At 41.1% G+C, this 22376-nt stretch carries 19 protein-coding genes and 1 riboswitch; of the genes, 8 read left to right on the plus strand and 11 right to left on the minus strand.

Features of this window, described 5'->3' with window-relative positions; all coding sequences use genetic code 11:
- Positions 1-14: 14 nt before the first annotated feature.
- From I593_RS13625 to trpA, 4 genes are read right to left on the minus strand one after another with little or no spacing between them, the layout of a single operon-like run.
- The gene (locus tag I593_RS13625) at positions 15-1043 is read right to left on the minus strand and encodes an SPOR domain-containing protein (protein ID WP_171069603.1); all 1029 of its coding nucleotides are present in this window, start codon (positions 1041-1043) and stop codon (positions 15-17) included.
- The gene (gene folC, locus I593_RS13630) at positions 1034-2320 is read right to left on the minus strand and encodes a bifunctional tetrahydrofolate synthase/dihydrofolate synthase (RefSeq protein ID WP_016168166.1); all 1287 of its coding nucleotides are present in this window, start codon (positions 2318-2320) and stop codon (positions 1034-1036) included. Before folC ends, I593_RS13625 begins: the two co-directional genes overlap by 10 nt.
- Positions 2317-3213 (minus strand): acetyl-CoA carboxylase, carboxyltransferase subunit beta, encoded by an 897-nt coding sequence (gene accD, locus I593_RS13635; RefSeq protein WP_016168167.1) that lies wholly within the window; start codon positions 3211-3213, stop codon positions 2317-2319. Before accD ends, folC begins: the two co-directional genes overlap by 4 nt.
- Positions 3210-4013 carry a tryptophan synthase subunit alpha gene (trpA, locus tag I593_RS13640; protein WP_016168168.1) on the minus strand — a complete coding sequence of 268 codons (804 nt, stop codon included), beginning with the start codon at positions 4011-4013 and terminating at the stop codon, positions 3210-3212. The genes accD and trpA overlap by 4 nt, the downstream gene beginning before the upstream one ends.
- Positions 4014-4374: 361 nt before the next feature.
- On the opposite strand from trpA, the gene I593_RS13645 reads away from it, so the two are divergent.
- Positions 4375-5712 carry a Na+/H+ antiporter NhaC family protein gene (locus I593_RS13645; protein ID WP_016168169.1) on the plus strand — a complete coding sequence of 446 codons (1338 nt, stop codon included), beginning with the start codon at positions 4375-4377 and terminating at the stop codon, positions 5710-5712.
- A 45-nt stretch (positions 5713-5757) separates the two neighbouring features.
- Here I593_RS13645 and I593_RS13650 read toward each other — a convergent pair whose 3' ends face one another.
- Complete coding sequence (locus tag I593_RS13650) at positions 5758-6792, minus strand: AraC family transcriptional regulator (RefSeq protein WP_016168170.1); 1035 nt, start codon at positions 6790-6792, stop codon at positions 5758-5760.
- Between the two features lie 135 nt (positions 6793-6927).
- Between I593_RS13650 and I593_RS13655 the strand changes: the two genes are divergently transcribed.
- Positions 6928-7812, plus strand: a complete 885-nt coding sequence (locus tag I593_RS13655) for a metal-dependent hydrolase (RefSeq protein WP_016168171.1) — start codon at positions 6928-6930, stop codon at positions 7810-7812.
- Positions 7813-7877: 65 nt separating this feature from the next.
- Here the strand turns inward: I593_RS13655 and I593_RS13660 are convergent, their stop codons facing one another.
- From I593_RS13660 to I593_RS13675, 4 genes are all read right to left on the minus strand, one after another.
- Complete coding sequence (locus tag I593_RS13660; protein ID WP_016168172.1) at positions 7878-8870, minus strand: DUF2804 domain-containing protein; 993 nt, start codon at positions 8868-8870, stop codon at positions 7878-7880.
- Positions 8871-9038: 168 nt separating this feature from the next.
- The gene (locus tag I593_RS13665) at positions 9039-9554 is read right to left on the minus strand and encodes a DUF1543 domain-containing protein (protein ID WP_016168173.1); all 516 of its coding nucleotides are present in this window, start codon (positions 9552-9554) and stop codon (positions 9039-9041) included.
- Positions 9555-10074: 520 nt separating this feature from the next.
- Positions 10075-11304: a tryptophan synthase subunit beta gene (gene trpB / locus I593_RS13670; protein ID WP_016168175.1), complete on the minus strand. Its 1230-nt coding sequence runs from the start codon at positions 11302-11304 to the stop codon at positions 10075-10077.
- Positions 11288-11929 (minus strand): phosphoribosylanthranilate isomerase, encoded by a 642-nt coding sequence (locus I593_RS13675; protein ID WP_016168176.1) that lies wholly within the window; start codon positions 11927-11929, stop codon positions 11288-11290. The genes trpB and I593_RS13675 overlap by 17 nt, the downstream gene beginning before the upstream one ends.
- Positions 11930-12071: 142 nt before the next feature.
- Positions 12072-12278: riboswitch (cobalamin riboswitch) on the plus strand.
- A gap of 35 nt (positions 12279-12313) precedes the next feature.
- Between I593_RS13675 and I593_RS13680 the strand changes: the two genes are divergently transcribed.
- The 6 genes from I593_RS13680 to I593_RS13705 all read left to right on the plus strand — a co-directional run bounded on the left by I593_RS13680 (position 12314) and on the right by I593_RS13705 (position 19229).
- Positions 12314-14158 (plus strand): TonB-dependent receptor plug domain-containing protein, encoded by a 1845-nt coding sequence (locus I593_RS13680; RefSeq protein WP_016168177.1) that lies wholly within the window; start codon positions 12314-12316, stop codon positions 14156-14158.
- Positions 14159-14257: 99 nt separating this feature from the next.
- Entirely contained in the window at positions 14258-14836 is a 579-nt protein-coding gene (locus tag I593_RS13685) for a cob(I)yrinic acid a,c-diamide adenosyltransferase (RefSeq protein WP_016168178.1), read from the plus strand.
- Positions 14837-15054: 218 nt separating this feature from the next.
- Positions 15055-15774: a glycerophosphodiester phosphodiesterase gene (locus tag I593_RS13690; protein WP_016168179.1), complete on the plus strand. Its 720-nt coding sequence runs from the start codon at positions 15055-15057 to the stop codon at positions 15772-15774.
- 291 nt (positions 15775-16065) lie between these two features.
- Entirely contained in the window at positions 16066-17232 is a 1167-nt protein-coding gene (locus I593_RS13695) for an acyl-CoA desaturase (RefSeq protein ID WP_016168180.1), read from the plus strand.
- A 109-nt stretch (positions 17233-17341) separates the two neighbouring features.
- Positions 17342-18787 (plus strand): protein adenylyltransferase SelO, encoded by a 1446-nt coding sequence (locus I593_RS13700; protein WP_016168181.1) that lies wholly within the window; start codon positions 17342-17344, stop codon positions 18785-18787.
- 70 nt (positions 18788-18857) lie between these two features.
- Positions 18858-19229 (plus strand): MmcQ/YjbR family DNA-binding protein, encoded by a 372-nt coding sequence (locus tag I593_RS13705; protein WP_016168182.1) that lies wholly within the window; start codon positions 18858-18860, stop codon positions 19227-19229.
- 886 nt (positions 19230-20115) lie between these two features.
- Here the strand turns inward: I593_RS13705 and I593_RS13710 are convergent.
- Together I593_RS13710 and I593_RS13715 are read right to left on the minus strand one after the other, a co-directional pair.
- Positions 20116-21471: an amino acid permease gene (locus tag I593_RS13710; protein WP_016168183.1), complete on the minus strand. Its 1356-nt coding sequence runs from the start codon at positions 21469-21471 to the stop codon at positions 20116-20118.
- Positions 21472-21683: 212 nt separating this feature from the next.
- On the minus strand, positions 21684-22370 hold the full coding sequence (locus I593_RS13715) for a response regulator (protein WP_016168184.1): 687 nt from the start codon (positions 22368-22370) through the stop codon (positions 21684-21686).
- Positions 22371-22376: the final 6 nt, after the last annotated feature.

Genomic DNA, 22376 nt, shown 5'->3' on the forward strand with positions numbered 1-22376 from the left:
ATGACTGCAATGAACTAACGACGGTCTAAGGGTACCCAATCAATGACCCATGCGGACTTCATATTCAAGCTCGCATCGGTAGTAATCTTTTTACGGGTCACATCTGCGACATCACGACTTTTGGCAGGTCCAACCATAATTCGGATACCTTTCGATGTTGGACTTTGTACCACTTTATAGCCTTTTGCCTTTAACTTAGAAATGACGCTATCTGCATTGGCAGCATTGGCAGCAAGAGCCACCTGAACCATCCACTGCTTATCACCATTCTCGAGTAAATCTCGTGCCTTGTCGGCTTCAGCTTTCTTTTTCGCGTCTTCTTTATGTTTCGCTTCCGCTTCACGTAGTTTCTTTTCTTCAGCGGCTTTGGCTGTTGCTTGACGCTCTTGATCTGCCTTACGTTGTGCCTCTAATTTACGTTGAGCTTCAACTTCACGTAATTTTTTTTCTTCAGCAGCTTTTTCACGTGCTTTACGTTCCTGATCAGCCTTACGCAGTGCCTCTGCCTTAAGGTTTTCTGCACTCAATTTTTTATCAGCTTCAGACTGTTGTTGCGCCTTCTGCTGATCTAGCTTCTTTTGCGCAGTAAGTTTTTCCTCCGCCAAGCGCTTTTGCTTAGCTTTTTCATCTTCAACCAATTCAGGTGGAATATTATCTGAACTTTGTTGTGCACCCGTTCGGGCTGCATTTAATGCTGCATATTCTTCGGCTGCTTTACGTGCAGCATCCGCTTCAGCTTGCTGTTGCATGGCTAAAAATTCGGCTGCGCGGGCTTCTTGCTCTGCAACTGCCTTTTCACGAGCACGACGTTGCTCTTCAAGCAATCGTTTTTCCGTTTCAACATCAACAGTAAGACCTTGCAATTGCACCATCCCACTGTCTGATTTTGCATTTTTTTGCTGAACTTGCTCGACCAATTCAGGGTGTTTGATATTATTTTGATGTATTTCTTCTTTACCTTTCAGAAGCAAGGCTGCCAATAAAACACCACCACCTAATAAAACAACACCACCCATCCAGCGTTGTTTGTTATTCATTGACATTCTTCCAAATACTCCCAGACTGCTTCCAAAGTATGAAATGAACCACATACTAAAATCAGCTGATTATTTTTAGATTCATCGAGGGCTGATTGGAAAGCTAATTGAACATTAGTGAAATGCTGTACTGTCTGCTGTTGTAATGCATCATCAAGTTGGGCAATTTCCGCAGCTCGCGGTACCGTTAATGGGGCAATTTTCCACATTAAAATACTATTTTTTAATGACTCAACTACAGATTTAATATCTTTATCAGCCAACATTGAAAAAACAGCAACCACTTCTGTGTATTGTTTATTGTATTTTAGGAAATTTCGCAATTGCTTTAACAAAAAATCAACGCCGTGTGGATTATGTCCCGCATCAAAAATCACGGTTTTATCTGCAATTTGACGAATCTCAAAACGTCCTGACAGTTGTGCCTGTTGAATACCCTGCGCAATTGCTTCCTGTCGAATCTCCAACCCACTCAACAAAACAGCGGCAACAGCGGTAGAAATATTTTCTAATGCCAAACGACCAAGTGGTAATTTTAAGGTGGTTCCAGAAGACGCAAATAACCAATGCTGTCCATCTTCACTCAGTTGATAAAAATAATCGCGTTCAGCGGCAAATAGCGGTGCATGACACTCTTGTGCTTTTTTGGCAATCGCTTCTGGTAAACTTTGTAATCCACCAAAAATAACAGGAATATTAGGGCGAATAATGCCAGCCTTTTCATAAGCAATTTTTTCGATGGTATCACCTAACCAATCTGTATGGTCTAAACCAATATTGGTAATGACTGCAACATCTGGATCAATCACATTGACCACATCCAGACGGCCACCTAGCCCCACCTCAAGCACCCAGACATCACAAGCTTGCTGTTTAAAAATCAAAAAAGCAGCCAAAGTGGTTGCTTCAAAGAATGATAAACTCAAATTGCATGCACGACGTGCCTGATCAACCTGAACAAAAGCATCAATCAGACTTTGGTCATCTACTTCCTGACCTGCCAGTTTAACCCGTTCATTAAAACGATAAATATGCGGTGACTGATAAAGTCCAACCTTGTAGCCTTGGGCATTTAAAATAGCAGCCAAGGTCGTAGTGGTTGAACCTTTACCGTTGGTGCCAGCAACCGTAATCACTTTCGCTTCTGGTTGCGTTACACCCAACATTTCAGCGACGGGAACGACGCGTTCCAGACCTAAATCAATCCCCGTAACGTGAACATGGCCCCAATACGAGAGCCATGTGTCTAAATTATCTTGTGCAAGTGGTGCAGTGTTGTTCAAGGTAAATTCATCAATTTGGTCACAATACGATATACAGTATCACGTAATGCATGACGATGAACGATTTGATCGATTACACCATGATCAAGCAGGTATTCAGCACGTTGGAACGGTTCTTCCAATTTCTCACGTACTGTTTGCTCAATTACACGTTTACCAGCAAAACCAATCATCGCTTTTGGCTCTGCAATATGCACATCACCTAACATTGCCAATGAAGCGGTTACACCACCATATACAGGATGGGTTAATACCACGATATACGGTAAGCCTGCCTCTTTTACACGTTGAATCGCTGCTGAAGTACGAGCCATTTGCATTAAAGACAACATACCTTCTTGCATACGTGCACCACCAGATGCTGCAAAACAGATGAATGGTTGTTTAAGTGCAATTGCGCGTTCAGCTGCTTGTACAAAACGATCACCAACGACTGTACCCATTGAACCGCCCATAAAGTCGAATTCAAAAGCACATGCGGTCATTGCGACATCTTTCAATGTACCTTGCATCACGATTAAAGCTTCAGATTCACCTGTTTTCTTTTGCGCTTCAACCATACGTTCTGGGTAAGGCTTGCTATCGACAAATTTAAGTGGATCTTTCGCAACAAATTCTTGACCTAGTTCCGTTTTAACTTGGTCAAAGAACCATGTTAAACGATCACGCGCTTTCATGCGTAAATGTTCGTCACACTGTGGGCAAACATAAGCATTAAATGTCATTGCGGTGCGTGTCACCAATGCATGACATTCAGGACATTCAACCGTTGGTTCGGTAAATGTTGCTTTGAGTGCTTGTTGCTCATCGGGAACTTCAATACCTGGAACGCCACGTTCAGTCCACGGTGTCGATGGGCTAAGAATTTTCCCTGATTTCACTTCTTGATTCATACTAACTCATCGAGCGCTGCTCGAAGCTCCTTGACTTTATTAACCGTTTCAACAACGGCTTGTTCTGGTGTCAAGCTCGCAAATTGTTTTACAAATGCACTGCCGACAATCACAGCATCGGCTACACCACCCATTGCTTTCGCAGAAGCAGCATCGCTAATACCAAAACCGACACCCACAGGGATATCCGTCTCTGCTTTAATTTTTTGGATACGTGCTGCAGCTTCAGAGACATCTAAAGTTGCTGCACCTGTTACTCCTTTCAAAGATACATAATAGATAAATCCGCTGGCTTGCTTTACTACATGACGAATACGTTCATCCGTAGAAGTTGGTGCAAGTAAGAAAATTTGATCCATTTCGTACTTTTTCAGGACATCATCCAGAGCTTTAGCTTCTTCTGGCGGTAAATCGACCAGTAAAATGCCATCCACACCACATTCATTGGCATAGGCTACAAATTTTTCATAACCAATGACTTCAACAGGATTTAAATATCCCATTAAAACAACAGGTGTTTCTTGATCTTTTTGACGGAACTCTTTCACCATATTCAGCGCATCTAAGGTATTGGTTCCACCAGCCAAAGCACGCTCAGCGGCTAAAGCAATGACAGGACCATCCGCCATAGGATCTGAAAATGGGAGCCCAAGTTCAATAACATCTACGCCAGCCTCAACCATTTGATGTAACAGAGGTACTGTTACTTGTGGATGAGGATCTCCAGCCATCACATAGGAAACTAGCGCTTTACGCTGTTGAGATTTAAGTTGTCCAAAACGAGTGGCTAAACGTGACATAGGGTTGTACTTTCCTTGAATTATTTAAAACTGAGGAGTTGGTTTTGTAGAAATACAAGACGATGCATTGTAACGCTATTTTTTGCACCTTGAATAGAGTTCATGCACTTCCCTTGAATTTCATACGACATCACATGATTCAGAACAACCCGAAAGCTACATTTACTAATATTTGGCGAGTTTTCTCAATGATCAAAGATGCCTAATTTTCGCTTTTATACAGATCGAACCAACTCAAGAAAATGGCAATTTTCTTGAGTAAAGTCTACAAACTGCCCTACTCGAGTTTTACATTTTAATTTTAAGAAATGATTAAAGCTCCATTATACTGTGCGCACTTATTCGCTGTTTCCTAACATTTATGACCTCCGACCCACAGGGCAAAGTGCAAGCCCGAGCGCTTGCGCTACTCCCCCTTATTGTTTTTTTGGCTATCTTTTTAGGTAGCGGAATTTATCACTCCCTGATTGGCACCGAATTTGCCTTTTATCAAATTAAAGCGCCTGTGGCTGCTCTACCTGCGGTTATCCTTGCAGTACTAATTTTTAAGGGTCACCTGAACCAAGCCATTGAAACCTTCCTAAAAGGGGCAAGCCACCCTAATTTAATCTTAATGTTTATGGTGTTTATGCTGGCAGGTGCCTTCGCGAGCACCAGCAGTGCAATTGGCAGTGTAGATGCGACCGTCCAACTTGGACTATCTCTTATTCCTCCTGCTTTTGTTCTCCCCATGCTGTTTGTCATCTCTGCCTTTATTGCAACGGCTATGGGGACTTCTATGGGCACCATTGCGGCCTGTGCACCAATTGCTTTTGGCTTTGCCCAAGTGACTAATATTGAAACCGTGATGGCGATTGGTGCTGTGGTGAGTGGTGCGATGTTTGGTGACAATCTATCTATGATTTCAGACACCACGATTGCAGCAACCAGCAGTCAAAAAGTGCAACTCCGTGATAAGTTCCGGGTCAATATTTGGATTGCAGGACCAGCGTCTATTATTACCATTCTGGTGTTTATTTTGATGAGTAAGGATTCTCAAGCCATTCAATATCACGACTATGATTTATGGTTAATTCTTCCTTATGTTTCCGTGTTTTTCTTGGCTTTTAGTCGCTTACACGTTTTAGCGGTTCTAACCATTGGCATTATGATTTCTGGTGTAATTGGTTTAATACAACAGAGTGGCTTCACCTTACTGAAGTTGAATACCTCAATTTATGATGGCTTTGTCGGTATGTTTGAAGTGGCTTTGCTCTCCATGCTATTAGGCGGTCTATCAAGCATCATGCAACGTGAAGGTGGCTTAGAATGGCTGATTCAGCGAATTTATAGCCTGACTCGTCTGTTAAAAGTTGGACAACAACGTGCTGGCGAGCTGGGTGTCAGTTTTTTGGTCATTTTCTCAAACTTGTTTGTTGCCAATAATACGGTCGCAATTATTTTATCGGGTGATATGGCCCGTGAAGTGGCGCAAGAGTACGGGTTAGATCCGAAACGTGTCGCCGCCCTCATGGACATTTTCTCTTGCGTGATACAAGGTTTGATCCCCTATGGTGCTCAACTGCTTTTGGCATGTTCCATCGCCAAACTCTCCCCTGTCGAGCTGATTGGTCATATTTACTATTGTTGGGTCTTGGCGATTTTTGCCATTTTAGCCATCGTACTACGCTACCCGAAATTGAATCAAAAGACGATCTAATCAAACTTGCTCAATTCCAGCGGTTCAATGAACCGCTTTTTTATCTCATTCACGCAGCTTGAGTTGTTGTCGACGAACTAAAAGCGTCTGTCCTGTTGCCGTCTTATAAGCACGTGCCAAAGCTGACTGGTCTGAATACCCCAGTGCTAAAGCCACTTCGCTCAAACTCATTTTTTGCTGTAGCAAAATATCGCAACGTTTCATTCGTTCCGTTTCAATAATTTTTTTAAATGAACTGTCAAATTCACTGAGCTGCCGCTGTAAAGTGCGTACCGATAAATGCAGCTCTTGCGCTACCCATTCCAGCTTTGGCACATCTTGATGAAATACTAAATACTCTGCCACAAGTGTATGTAAATGGGTCATGAGCGTGATATGCGCAGATTTTGCTGCAATCACCTCTTCGGCATGTTTAAGTAGCAAATGATTAAGCGATGGGTCGGGTTGCTGAGACTTCAGTAATAAACTTTCACGATTCAACTCTAAGGCATAACGCACTTGATGAAAAAATACATCACAGCCATAAAAACGCTGATAATGATAAACCGCACAACGTGGCGCATGCGCAAAATATAAATTTTTCAATGCGAATTGATCAAAAGAAAAAATCTGTCGAGCCAATTGCACCATTGCAGCAACAGTCATTTCATTAATCAGTACATGCTCGCTGTGAGAAAATCCCCAATGGATATGAATGCTCTGATCTACTTGTGACATATGCATAGGCAGCGTTTCCTGCCCATCAATCACTAAACGGTTAAAACGCAAGATAAACTGTAAAGCTTCTGCGACACTGGTACTTTTCGATGCGATGTAGCCCAATACACCAAAATGTTCAGGTTGTATATGCTGCACAATATCGAAAATAAGATGAGGGCAGTTGAGTTGCTTTTCTGTTTGTTGTATTAAATCAATAAATAAAGCATACGATGATTGCGCATCAATTGGTTGTGATAAAATGTAATGCAACTGTTGTTTTTGCACCGTTGAGAAAGGAAATGCAAAACCATCAATATGACGTGATTTAAGATAGCTGTGCCATAGATGAAAAAAGCCATTCGGAATTTGTAATGTATACATGGCTCTACCTGTCAGTTTGACATTTTTTTATTTTCGATATGGCATAAAATGTATAAAAAATGGCAAGTACTGTCAAAACTTCTCCGATAAACATCGACATACTGCTCTTATCGAAGGTTCTATTAGTAAAAAACGATGAATACAATAGTCCGAAATCAAGTTCATCCTGTTGTTCGTACCGAATTCGATTTTAAATTAGATCAGGTACCCCGCTTCTGGATGAACAATGACCCATTTTTAACCCGTGTATTTGACGCGTTAAGCCTCACTTTTCCAGATGGCGAGCGTTACTTTATTCAATCGGTACGCTTGTTTCGCGATAAAATCACGGATCCCGAGTTAGAACAACGTGTCGGTGCTTTCATTCGCCAAGAAGCCCAACACGGTATCGCGCATGAAAAAATGAACCAAGTCATGCGTGCACAAGGTATGCCTGTAGATCAATTTATTCAACGAATTAACCGAGTATTCAAGTTCGAACTTGAAGAGCGCTCCCCTCAATACAATATTGCAATGACAGCAGCGGCAGAGCATTTGACGGCCTTAATGGCAGAAACCTTTTATGGTAAAAAAGAAACTTTAGCCAATGCTCATCCTTATGTACGTGCGCTCTTGGCTTGGCATGCAATTGAAGAAATGGAGCATCGGGATGTCGCATTTGATGTAATGCAACAAGTGGGAGAAGTATCAGAGTCAATGCGTCGATGGGCGCTCATTCTCACCACGCTTATGATGATTGGCTTTACGCTCTATCGTGCTAATGTCATGTTAAGACATGATGGCTTTAGTCGCTGGCAACGCTTCTGTATGATTATAAAAGGATTACCTTGGTTCTTTGGTCGTAAAGGCACTTTAACCAGTATTCGCAAACAATATTTTGATTGGTTTAAGAAAGGATTTCACCCTAGCCAACAACCGATTATTCGTCAATACAATGTGTGGGTCGATACCCTTGCTGCAACCAACGATCCTATTCAAGCAGGCGAAGCCTTTTGGCAAGCAGCACAAAGTAAAAAATAAGATACGGTTTGATCAAGCTGCCTCTAAATCAACAGTCCTAATGTAGAGGCAGTGAGAAGAATTCCCTACCATTTCGCATAATGTTGTTCCAGAAGGCCGTACTCATCGACCAGTACAATTTCTTGATTATCCAATAGAATGCTGCCACTGATACGTGCTTGCCACTGGCTAAATTGGCTACCAACCAATCTTAAGTTCAAATTTTCATAACGACGCCAACTGGTCGTAACAATTAGGTTGAGGCGTTGATCCAAAGAACGGATATTCCAATGCCCTTCTTCAAGATGCTCAAATAAAATATCCGTCAATTGAAACAACTGACCATTTACCCACAAGCAATTCTCATTACCAAAACTTTCATTGACCCCTGAGGCTAAATTCAGTCCAATTCGTTGATTATTGGTATCCCAGAAATTACAAGATAACCAAAACCAGGCTGTTTCAGGTCGAAGAAATCCACACGTATCATCTAAAGAAGCAAAAGTTTTGTCATGAAATTGCACCACTTCATTTTGCTTATTCACAAAATAGCCTTCACAACCCAGTGTGGTGAGTTTTTGGGTATAGGTCCAGCCATTAATTCCTGTTGGACTACACATGCTCAAGGGTTGTGTTCCAGCACAGAAAATACGGGCATTCAGTTTAATTTCGCCATATTTAGTCACGCGAATATAACGCACCCCATTGGCATGTTGCATTTCAATTTGAAACGGCGATTTATGAAAAAAACTTTGGTTATATAAAGGTTGCTCATCTAACAGCGTGTTACGGGCCAAGAAATTAATGGCATTCCATTCCATAACATCCTGCGTAAGATGGTTATAAACGTAAAAAAAACCATGCCCTGCCCATGCAATATCAGCAATAGCTATTCCAATGGTGTAATACTCGTGTTGGATTGAGCAGAATTTAAATTTTTTATATTTTAAACGTTTACGCCAACCTTCTAACACCTCTCCATAAGGAGTTTTATATTGGTATTTTTGAACGTCAATATTTTGAGGTAATGCATTAAAGCGACCATAATGTGGCTGCCCATTCGACTGAATTAAATCCATTTATCCAATTCCATTTCACATATCGCTAGATCTGCTTTGACCTATACAGCATGTCACATTAAGAATTTTCTTCGTTCTTTTTATGCAGCAAGTATCGATCATTTCTTACTCACCCAATGTTAGCATAAAAAATACCATATCGGCACAACGCACTTAAAATGTTTAAAATTAAACATTTAACATAAGATAAGTATTTTCCCACGTGTTTGCATCAAAGTCAGCTTCAACCAGACTTACATAACGACCATGAATACAATCAATGGCAATGCAGTCATCTACCTCTAAAACACGATCTGTATGTTGCTTTTGCCATTTTTCATCGAAATATTGCTTCCCTCTTTGCTTTGCCTCCGCGGCATGCGGAGCAACGACCAACACATAACGGTGTAACTCACCAAACTCACGTGCGTCATAGCCACCTAAATTAATTAGCCACAGCTTTTCATCTGCGACTTGAGGTTGGGCATCACTAAACTGAATCTGGTATTTTTTTCCTGCACTTTCGACACCATTCACTTGCGCCCAAGCATCAATGTGTAAGCCTTTTTGCTCACCAAACCATGCATTTTTTAACTGTGGATACGTGTCTTCTAGGCTATCGCCCACAGCAAATACAACATCATGGACTTCAGTGTTGGCACGTGTATGGCGACCACCAAGCATGACCATAAATAGACTAGGCATTTTCTTTCCTTTTTTTGACACATTTTTTATAGCGAACATGCGATTCCCTGAAACAGCATTCGCAATTGTTCGAGGCAGACCACACTTCGAGAGAAATGTTTTTGCAACCACATTAATCACATGAAAGTATAGGACGAGTTTTGCGAATGACAATGCCTTTGGTTACTTTGAGCTTATCAAAAGTAACATTATGAACTCCTTACATTTTAGGTGTAAGCAGTAAGACTCCTTCAAAATTTAAATAACGTTACGACCAATACAATAAGATAGATTTGACCAAAGTTTTCATTGGCAGGAAATATCTTACTTTTGTTTCGGCAAAAGTAACAAAATCATCTTGTTGAGCAGACATTACATCCCTGTAATGCTGCTCAACGGGCAACATCCATGTCGCCTTCCCTTATTCATTTTTTGGATAAACTTCTATTTCAAAAAAAAATCGTGCTGAGCTTTCACTCAACACGATTCCTTAAAGCTAGTCTTCAAAGCGCTCCCAAAAAAGGAGGCTTCAAAGAAGTACTTACATCTCAACCATTTCCACGCCATCAATACGCGCCACGGTCATTAAGTCCTTATCACCACGGCCTGAAACCGTCGCAATAATAATTTGATCCTTAGACATCGTTGGTGCAAGTTTAGTGACATAAGCCATCGCATGAGAACTTTCCAAAGCAGGAATAATTCCTTCAATTTTCGTCAAATCACGGAAACCTTGTAGAGCTTCTTGGTCATTGATTGGCACATATTCAACACGATGCATGTCTTTTAAGAAACTATGTTCAGGACCTACACCTGGATAATCCAAACCTGCTGAAATCGAATGCGTTTCAATAATCTGACCTTGTTCATCCGACATCAAGTAAGTGCGGTTACCATGTAAAACACCAACATGACCAGCATTTAAGGGTGCAGAGTGTTTACCTGTTTCAATACCGTAACCTGCGGCTTCAACACCATACATTTTAACTTCAGCATCATTTAAGAATGGATAAAACAAGCCCATTGCATTTGAACCACCACCAACACATGCAACTAAGGCATCAGGTAAGCACCCTGCTTGTTCTTGAATTTGACGGCGTGCTTCACGACCAATAATCGATTGGAAATCACGGACTAATTGTGGGTACGGATGCGGACCTGCCACGGTACCAATCACATAATAAGTTGAATCCACATTGGTGACCCAATCACGCATCGCCTCGTTCATGGCATCTTTTAATGTTTTAGAGCCACTTTCCACAGGCACAACGGTTGCACCGAGTAAACGCATACGGTACACATTCATGGCTTGACGTTTCACGTCTTCTGCACCCATGAATACTACACACTCAAGGCCTAAACGGGCGGCAATCGTCGCTGTAGCTACGCCATGCTGGCCTGCACCCGTTTCAGCAATAATTCGTTTTTTACCCGATAGTTTTGCCAGTAAAGCCTGACCAATCGTGTTATTTACTTTATGCGAGCCTGTATGATTCAGGTCTTCACGTTTTAAGTAAATTTGCGCACCACCCAACTCTTTCGACCATCGCTCAGCATAATATAAAGGACTAGGACGACCTACATAGTAGGAGAGGTCACGGTCGAATTCTGCCAGAAACTGCTCATCATTTTTCATACGAAAATAGAGCTTTTCTAAATCCTCTAATGCTGCCATTAGAGTTTCTGACACAAAACGTCCGCCATGGATACCAAAATGCCCTTTTGCATCAGGGAATTGGGTATAGTCAATCACATTACTTTGCTGATCCACGATGGACTCCTTGCATGAAGTTTTCTATAAGTTGTTGGTCTTTTATACCTTTAGCGGATTCTACGCCTCCGCTGACATCTACAGCATAAGCCCCAGTCGTCTTTATAGCGTCTTCAACATTAGTTGGGGTTAAACCACCAGCTAAAATTAAAGGAATATCGAGCTTAGGGAATTGTGACCAGTCAAAACTGTGTCCTGTTCCCCCTTTTAATTCTGGATGCCACGCATCTAAAAGCACTGCACTTGCCCCTACCTGTTGATAGCGTTTCACTTCTGCGACCACATCCAGTTCAGGTTTCACTTGAATGGCTTTATACCAACGACGCCCAACTTGTTTCGCAATCATCTGACAGTCTGCTGGTGTTTCATCACCATGAAACTGAATGATATCCAGTGCAACTTGTTTTAGCACATCCGCAATCTCATCCGCAGTCGCATTTACAAACAATCCCACCGTTTGAACATAAGCAGGAACATGTTGAATGAGTTCTTTGGCTTGATCCACACTAACATAACGTGGACTAGGTGGGAAAAATACAAAACCAATTGCATCTGCCCCTGCGTTGACCACAGCATCAATATCTTGGCTACGGGTAATTCCACAAATTTTGGCACGGGTTCGCATATTTATGACTCTAGCTCAGCCCTATTTATAGCTGATCTATAAATATCTGGGCGAATCATTGTAATGCAATTTTTTCGCCTTGCGTAAAGTTCATCCTGAAAAATCTTTACATCGATTGTTTAATTCGCGTACAAACCGTATACTTCGCCCAAATGCAATAAGTCTCAGCATTATGCTTTAGGGAAGTTGGTGCAAATCCAACACTGCCCCCGCAACGGTAAAACGAAACGTATATCTTTATAAGTGCTTGCACTTACATCACTGCACTCGTGTGGGAAGATGGGTATACCAATATTGTTCGCAATATTTATATTTAAGTCCGGAGACCTGCTTATTGCGCCGTTTAACTCAATCATTCACGGGGGGTGAATGTATGGAGCCAGCATGCCAAATTTATTTCAGCCTACTGCTTTAGTGGGCGCAATCGCGATTGCGATGGGTTTCTCTACGTCTGTATCTGCACAAAACAACACGAATGTTGTGAATGCTTCTCTAGACACTTTGGTGGTCACTGCAACCCGTTCTGAAGAAAAGATTAAAGACGTTCCTGCACGTATTTCTGTGATTGATGAAAAAACCATTGAACAGTCTCCCGTTACAGACCTTCCGACCTTACTCACTAAAGAAGCTGGCTTAACTGTAAAGCAAGTTGGTGGTTATGGACAAACAGCATCGGTATTCTTACGTGGTACCAATGCAGCGCATACTTTATTTCTACAAGATGGTATGCGTTCCAACATTGCAACTGTAGCTGGTACCAACATTCCTCTTTTTGACCTTTCAGATGTGAAACAAATTGAAATTCTAAAAGGTCCTGCCTCAGTTCAATATGGTACAGATGCAATTGGTGGTGTAATTCAGCTTATTTCCAAAATACCAACAGAAAACTCAATATTTACAACGATTGAAGCTGGTGAACGTAATACCTATAAAACTATTTTAGGTGTTGATGTTGCAGAAGACGGTTTTTATGCTCAGCTCCGCGGTCAACGTTTTGAAACTGATGGTGATCAAATTATTGCCAATGACGACCGTAAAGCAGGCTTTGACCAAAAAGGCTATAGCGCGAAAGTAGGCGTAGAAAAAGAAGCTTATGGTCTTTCTGCTGAAGTTAAAGAAAATAAAGGGACTGGTGATTATTTTTCTTATGGTGCACCAGAAGCTTATGACTTCATTAACCGTCTCTATAACGTTCAAGGACGCTTAAACTTAAGCAATAATTTAACTTGGAATACGCGTCTTTCTCAGTTTGATGATCAATACAATGTAGTCAAGTCATCTTATCCTTCAATTGTAAATACAGAACAGCAAGAAGTTGACTCCAACCTAAAATGGCAATTCACTCAAAATCAGAACATACTCTTTGGTGTTGAATACAATAAAACAGAAGCCGAGAAAGTCGCTGCTTATATCGGTGACACAGGCTTTAAATCCGACAATGAGACCATTGGTTATTACGTCCAACATCAGTTTAAAAATGATCTGTTCTCAACGCAAGCTGGCGTTCGCGTAGAAGATAATCAGCAGTTTGGTACACATACTGTTGGTCAACTCGCTGCTCGTTACTTTGCCACACCAAAAACAAGTTTTTACACTAACGTAGGTACAGCGTTTAGAGCACCTGTTGTAGGCCAAATTATTTCTGAACCATCATGGTGGGGCGGTAACCCAGACTTAAAACCAGAAGAAAGTATTTCTTATGAACTAGGTTTTGATCATTCCCTTAATTATGGTATTCAACTGTATGGTTCTGTTTATCAAACCAAAGTCGACAATCTTATGGTATCTGATGCCTCTACAGGATTTAAGTTTTACAATCTGAAGAAAGCAACGTTCACTGGATCCGAACTTGGTTTGAAGTGGAAACAGGATAACTTATTCGCAAATGCAGAATATGCTTATGTACAACCCAAAAATGATGATACTGACGAAGATGCTCCAAACCGTCCACGTCAAAACTTCACATTATCTGCGGGTTGGGATAATAGAGTCTATGGTTTCACAACTTCTTTGGTTGCTAAAGGTTCATCTAAAGATATTCAACAGATTCCTGGATATGCCACGATCGATATGAATGCTTATTGGCAAATTAACCCACATGTAAAAGTGTTCTCAAACATTCACAACCTTGGGGATACAACTTATAAAGCGGCATGGAATAACGAAGTTAGCTCGTACTACCTTGCAAGCGGCCGCCTAGCTACCGCAGGAGTCACTTTCCGTTATTAATTTAACTCAAAGACTCAAAAAAATTTAAAAACAGCGCAGTTTATGGATAATGTTTTGACCGGCATTATCCTTTTTTTCATTCTTTAGGCAGGACAAATTATGGGCCACCGTTTAAGTAAAATTTATACCCGCACAGGGGATACAGGAACCACAGGACTTGGCGATGGTTCTCGTGTAGCCAAAGATGATTTACGCATTATTGCACTCGGTGATGTCGACGAGCTGAATGCATGTATTGGCATTCTTCGTGCACAAATCAGCCAAAGTAATATTGCAGAACAAACAGCATGGGATAAAAGCTTAAGTCTAATTCAACATTGGTTATTCGACTTGGGTGGTGAGGTCTGTATTCCCAACTATCATCTGGTACAGCCAATCTCGATAGAATACCTCGAACAAGACATTGATCGCATGAATGAATCTTTACCCATGCTCAAAGATTTTATTCTACCGTCAGGTACATTGGCTTGTAGCTTTGCCCATCAAGCCCGTGCCGTTTGCCGTCGTGCTGAACGCAGCCTCATGGCAGTACAGCATCGTGACCAAAATATTCAATCTAGTTCATTACAATTATTAAATCGTCTTTCTGACTGGTTGTTTGTCGCTTCACGTACCTTGCAACGTGCTGAAGGAGGAAGTGAAGTTCTTTGGCAAAAAAATATTAACGACACGATTTAAAAAGCAACCTGATTGAGGCTAGGTCATCAATCTTCAGTCTCAATCATAACTTTTGCTCTGTTCGAGTTCACTTAATCAAACTTTATTTTTATGATTGTTCACACCATTCTTTAGCGTTTAGATTTCTAAAAAAAGAAGTCAAATATAAGCCCACGGACTGTGAAATTTCACATAACTCCGTAATAATCCAAGTAGAGTAATCACTAAGCAGATGTAACATGCAAATTATCGGACATCGTGGTGCACGGGGTGAAGCACCTGAAAACACCTTAGGTGGATTTCAATATTTAAATGACTTAGGCATTCGTGCCGTCGAATTTGATGTGCGCCAACTCAAAGATGACACATTGGTGGTCATGCATGATGATAACTTTTTACGCACGACCTCAATTGATCAAAATCTTTACACCTGTACAGTGAATGACTTAGCTCACTACAATCAGGCTGCAATCTGGATGGACTGGCAACCTCAGGCAACGCCTACTTTAGAACAAAGCCTTAACATTCTACGTGAATTTTCTCATCTAGAAGTAGAAGTGAAAGCCGTGAATGATTTTGAAGCCGCAGAAAAACTGATTCAAAGTTTAGAGTGTGCTTTGACAGGGTTTGAGCATAATGCAGTGATCACCAGTTTTGACTTGAAAATTCACCAAGCTTTACAACAGTCTAAGTCGCGATTTAAACGAGGACTTCTGATTGAAGAAGACATCCAAGAACGTGCAATTGAACAGGCACTGGAATTAGGCTGTAGCCGTATTGGCTGGATGAATCAATTGGCAAGCGATGCATTAATTCAAGCGACCCACGCTGCGGGATTAAAAGTCAGTGTTTGGACAGTCAATGATGTGCAGCGTGCCAAACATTTGCAAACCTGTGGTATTGATGGCCTGATTACTGATTTCCCTAAATTAATGCAGCAACAGCTTCATTTGGAGTGAAAATTGGTTCGTTAGTCGGCAGAATTCAGCTCAAGTTAAGATGCGTACAGCAGTTGACCTAAAGTACAATAGAAATAAATTAAGCAACCAATAAAAATAGCCGACTGGTTACGATAAATTCAATCTTAGCATGGTCTTATTCTGTTACTGTTTAGTACAATACAACTGTACAATAATGCTAGAGTACGAATGTTGCTCATGCTAATATGCCAGAATCTTAATCCTTACAACTTGTAGTGATTTAAGTCCTCAATTTTAACCTGTATCAGGTTTCTAGGAGTGCTGTTGGAGATGAATCCTCCCCTACCTCAAGCCCCAATTAACTGGATTGCAATTTTTGCACTGGTTTTTTTACCTATTGTTGCAGTTATCGCTGTTCCACTCTATGCCATTAATCATGATTTTAGCTTAAGTGCTTGGGTCAGCATGATTGTGTTATTGGGTATGAGTAGTTTGGGTATTACTGCGGGCTATCATCGCTTATGGGCACATCGTGCTTATGAGGCGACACTACCTTTAAAAATCATTCTCATGATTATGGGTACTTTTGCCGTTCAGAACAGTATTTTATTTTGGTCTTCTGGTCACCGTACCCATCACCGTCATGTAGATGATGTAGAAAAAGATCCGTACTCAATCAATAAAGGCTTTTGGTTTGCCCATATGGGGTGGATGTTACACGACTATCCAGCAGCAGAGCCTAATTTTAAAAATGCACCTGACCTGCTAAATGACAAATTGGTGATGTTCCAACATAAATACTATGTACCTTTAGTCATTTTAGTACATACAGGTATTTTATTACCTATCGGTTGGGCTGTAGGCGATATGTGGGGCGTGTTACTTTTGGGTGGATTAGTCCGTTTAATCCTGAGCCATCATGTGACTTTCTTCATTAATTCACTTTGCCATATGTGGGGTAAGCGCCCATATACAGACGAAAATACTGCGCGTGATAACTTCTTGCTTGCCATTGCAACTTGGGGCGAGGGTTATCATAACTATCACCACATTTTCCAATATGACTATCGTAATGGTGTGAAATGGTGGCAGTATGATCCGACCAAATGGTTAATCTGGTCGTGTTCAAAACTCGGTCTAGCGAAAAACTTGCGTCGTATTCCAAGCTTTAATATTAAGAAAGCCGAACTTGCGATGAAGTTTAAATATGCTGAACAGGATTTGGCGGTTTACGGTCACAATGTCAATGAAGATATGGCGAATGTAAAAACTCGTATTGCTCAAGAATACGAAGCATTTACCCATACACTGAACGACTGGGCGAAACTGAAAGAACAGGAAATTCAAGCCAAGAAAGCATCTGTGGCAGAGAAGATCAACCAAATGGACCATAAATTAAAAATGGATTTCCAATTGGTCGAGCAACGCTTAGGTCATCATCGTCAAACGCTTAAAGTTTTAATGCGTAATATCAAGAAAAATACGGTTTCTGAATAATACTGAAATTCTCTGAATTTCGAATAAAGCTTCCTCAATGGAAGCTTTATTCATTTTTAGGTAATGGTTTTGTTATAGTGGGTAGAGTTCATCCGTCTGATCCAATCTTATGCTTTTTAATTCCCGCTATTTAACCTTGAATCCAAAACTGTACCATCAACAAATGCCCTTACCTTTGGTCGGAGCAAAAGCAGGTCATTTTAACCAAGCCTTGGCTGAAGAACTACAATGGACTGCCGAAGAACAAGCAGATTGGGTTGAAATTTGTAGCGGACAAAAAACCTTTGCAGAATTTCCTCCTCTTGCGATGGTTTATGCAGGGCATCAATTTGGACAATGGGCGGGTCAACTCGGTGATGGTCGCGGTTTACTGATTGCCCAAATCCTTGATCAAAAAAAACAAACCATTGATTTACACTTAAAAGGTGCTGGGCAAACACCTTATTCGCGTATGGGAGATGGGCGTGCGGTACTTCGCTCTGTTATTCGAGAGTACTTGGCAGGTCATGCCCTCAATGCGCTGGGTATTCCTTCTAGTAATGCGGTCGGTTTTACTTCATCGACTCAAGGTGTACAACGTGAAAAATTAGAGCTGGGTGCGATGCTGCTCAGAACCTCTGACTGTCATATTCGTTTGGGGCATTTTGAGTGGATTAATCAATATCAATCGGACTTATTGGCAGACTTTACCCAGAAATGTATGGAATGGCACTATCCTGAATGCTTGCTAGCTGAACAGCCCATTTTGGCATTTGCTACCCAAGTGATACAACGAACTGCCGTTATGATTGCCAAATGGCAATTGGTTGGTTTTGCACATGGCGTCATGAATACCGACAATTTGAATATCACAGGTTCAACCTTAGATTTTGGTCCTTACGGCTTTATGGAACGCTTCCGCCCCAATTGGATCAACAATCACTCCGACTACCAAGGCCGCTATACCTATCAGCAACAACCCAGTATCGGACATTGGAATTTATGGATGTGGCTAAATAATTTAATCCCGCTACGACCAGAAAACTATGACAAAGAACAATGGAAAGAAGATCTAACAGCTTGCTTGAGCCATTATGAACCGACCTTTTTGGAACATTATCGCTTAGGTTTATGTCAAAAAATGGGCTTACCTGATTTTCATAAAGATAGCTTTGATTGTGGCATGCTTTTTTTAAGAATTTTGCAATCTGAACAACTGGATTACACCCAAAGCTTTATTCGTCTACAAAATCAAGACTACCAACTGCTTTTGGATGATTGTCTTGACCGCCGTCAGTTTGAAAGTTTCCTTCAGCAGTACAAACAGATTCGTGCCAATCAAGACACAGCAGAACTCGATGCAACAATGCAACAAACCAATCCAGTTTATATCCTACGCAATCACATGGCACAAAAAGCGATTGAACTGGCTGAGCGCAATGATTTTTCAGAAGTCGAACGTTTATTTAACCTACTCAGCCAACCGTTTGAACGAAATGTGGCACTAGAGAAAACTGAAGATTTGGCTCCATTACCGAACGATGTGCCTGAAGTGATGGTGAGTTGTTCATCTTAACAGGTTGGCTTAAACTGTGGATAAACTAAACAATATCCACAGGGCTTCCCCTACTAGAGTAGTGATCACCATGTCCTTACACCGTATTGCCGCAAAAGCTGCACTTGCCCTGCCAGAAGTCACCTGTAGTCAACCCTTTGGCGAGGGCTGTGATGTGTATAAAGTCATGGATAAAATGTTTTTGCTCAATTCATCTTTAAGCGGTAGAGTTTTAAGTAACTTAAAAGTTACACCTGACCACGGCGCGATGCTACGTGATATTTATCCGTATATTCATGCAGGATGGCATATGAATAAAAAGCATTGGATTTCAATCTATGAGGATGAAAACCTAGAGCCTGATTTAGTCATTGATCTGGTACAAAATTCTTATGAACTCGTGGTATCCAAGCTGAGTAAACAACAAAGACAACGAATTGCTGTGCTTAAAGCCATCAGCTAAATATTGAATGATTAATTATTTCTTTTGATTTTTTTAAAGCTGAGCCTTATCACGTCATCAAACTGATCATAAGTTTGAATACATCTGGTCGCTGCTGTACAGCTTTCCAACATTTTCTGTGTATTACCCACTTTGGAATAAAAAAATCGAAACCAAAAGCGAAGTGAGCAATTGAAAGATCATAAAAAAAGCCCGACATCCTGTCGGGCTTTTTCATATTGATTCGCTAGGTATAACTCCTGTCGTACCTCACATCCTAGTGTTGAACTTATCATTTTTGTTTTATGTTTTGGAACATCCTGTTCTCCATAATTGAATCTTATAAAAAATTTTAGGGCTGACCTAGACGCAATCCGCTTGAGTTAGTGTAAGCCAGAACGTACATAGAAAAATAAGCTTAATCAGACTTACCCCCAAAATTATCCGCAGAAATTGTGGATAGTTTTCAGGATGGTTGCAGCCAAGCCGTACTATATTAAAGTTAATTTTTGAGTACTTTAACAGCAACTTGATAGCTCACTGCTTCAATCTGTTGGAAATACAACCTTTCCTTTCTCAATTTTGCCTATTTAATTACCTATACATATCAATCCGAAAAGATTCAGTGTGAGAGTCGCTCACTCTCCACCCAAGTTAATCAACAGGTCATGCCAAACCTCAGACAAAGGCCCATTGAGAGTCAGTAAAATCTTGGTCAGTCTCCTGATCAGTTGCTTATTTGATTCCATTGTTGAAAAGTTTGGATTCTATTTCACAATCCTCCCCCTAGGTGACATAGGCACATCGCCAGCGGAACGCTTCACAGATTTAAATCCAGACTTATCTAAGTAAAAGCCCAATAAAAAAGGACTCATATTGAGTCCTTTTCCACATCATCACCTGCGCTTTAGCCCTTCTTCGGCTTCAATGTTTTAAATAAAACAAAGAGCATGATGATCCAGACAGGAAGCATCAATACGGAAAGCATAAAACCTTGATTCCACATGATATACAAAATCATCAGCATAAATACTAAAACAAAATAATTACTAAACGGTGCAAATAACGCTGGAAACTTGGTTTGAATGCCCTGTTTTTTCATACTCTGTCTAAATTTAAGATGAATCAAACTGATCATCATCCAATTCAACACCGCAGCACTGACCACAATATAAATCAGATAACTCAGTGCTTTTTCAGGCAAGAAGTAATTTAACAGCACGCAACCAAAAATCAGTAATGCTGAAAATAATACAGCCGCAATCGGTGTCCCTTGCTGGTTGACCTGCTTAAAAACTTGTGGGGCGTTGCCCTGTTCTGCTAGACCTAACAGCATGCGACTATTGGCATACATGCCACTATTACAAACAGAAACTGATGCAGTCAAAATAATAAAATTCAGTAAATGGGCTGCCCACTCAATGCCCATTTGCTTAAAAATAAGTACGAATGGACTTTTATCTAACCCGCCCAAATCCAATTGATTCCAAGGCACCAAAGACAAAAGAATCGCCAACGAGCAAATATAGAACAGGAAAACCCGAATCACCGTTTGATTGACTGCTTTTGGAATATTCTTTTCAGGATCTTCGGTTTCCGCAGCCGCCATACTGATCAGCTCAATGCCACCAAAAGCAAACATCATAAAGGCCAGCATATAAAACAAGCCTTCAAAGCCATGTGGGAAAAACCCGCCATGTGCCCATAAATTAGTGATGGAAGCAGTGGAACCCGCATCAGCCGTCAGCAAGAGGTAAGCCCCAAAGATGATCATTGCGATTATCGCCACAACTTTAATCATCGACAGCCAAAACTCAGACTCTGCGTACAGTTTGACATTGGCGAGATTGGCCAATGTGATCACCACAAAAAATACCAACACTGAAATCCAAGCAGGAATATGTGGCCACCAATAATTCACATATTTACCAATCGCGGTCAGCTCAGTCATCACCACCAAGATATACAGCACCCAGTAGTTCCAGCCCGTTAAAAAGCCTGAAAACCGTCCCCAATATTTAAAAGCAAAGTAGCTGAATGACCCCGTCACAGGTTCATGCACAATCATTTCACCGAGTTGACGCATAATTAAGAATGCAATCAAACCGCCAATCATATAACCCAAAATAATAGATGGGCCAGCAGACTCAATAATATGTGCTGAACCTAAGAACAATCCCGTACCAATTGCACCGCCCATGGCGATCAATTGGATATGGCGGTTCTTTAAACGGCGCTGAAGTTTAGGCGTCTCGCTGCTCAAAACACATGCTCATCTGACAAAAAATGAATTGTATCGCTTGCACAAGCGATCAACCAGTCTTGTACTTTAAAATCTCCGGTTGCTCTGTCTCATTTCGCCACATGACGATTTAAAAGCACGGCTGATTTTGATTGCTACCTTGCCTTCATCCCATAAAAAAAGCGGATAACCCAAGGCTTATCCGCTTCTTCTATCGCTCAGAAAATTATAAGTTAATCTTCTGGATACTCAAAACGATAACCGACACCATACACCGCTTGAATCCATTCATGACGGTTGCCTGTTTCGGCTGCATCCGAAATTTTTCGACGTAAGTTTTTAATATGACTATCAATTACACGGTCTGCCACATCAAAGCTATCTGGATTAATATGATCTAATAATTGTACACGCGAATAAACTTGTCCAACGTGCTCAAGGAACAATTCTAGTAAGCGGAATTCGGTTGGCGTTAAGTTGAGGGTCTTTTGTTGATACCAGATGCGTTGTTGAGCTTTATCTACGCGAAACAAGCCATTTTCTTCAGGCTCAGCTTTACGGTCTAAGCGGCGTAAAACTGCCTGAACACGTGCCACCAACTCTTTCGGACTAAATGGTTTACAAATGTAATCATCGGCACCCATATTCAGCCCCAACACACGATCAATCTCTTCTGTGCGTGCCGTCACCATAATAATTGGCAAGTCAGATTGCTCTCTAACCTTACGACAAATGGTCAGACCATCCATTCGAGGGACCATCAAGTCTAAAATCATCAAGCTTGGTTTGCGTTGCATAAAACTGTCATAGGCTTCCTGCCCATCATGAAACAGACTAACTTCAAAACCTGCTGCTTCTAGATAATCACGGACCAATTGAGCCAGTTCAACTTCATCTTCAACCAGCATAATATGCTTCATGAATAT

It is taken from the genome of Acinetobacter tandoii DSM 14970 = CIP 107469, assembly GCF_000400735.1.
GTDB classification, from domain to species: domain Bacteria; phylum Pseudomonadota; class Gammaproteobacteria; order Pseudomonadales; family Moraxellaceae; genus Acinetobacter; species Acinetobacter tandoii.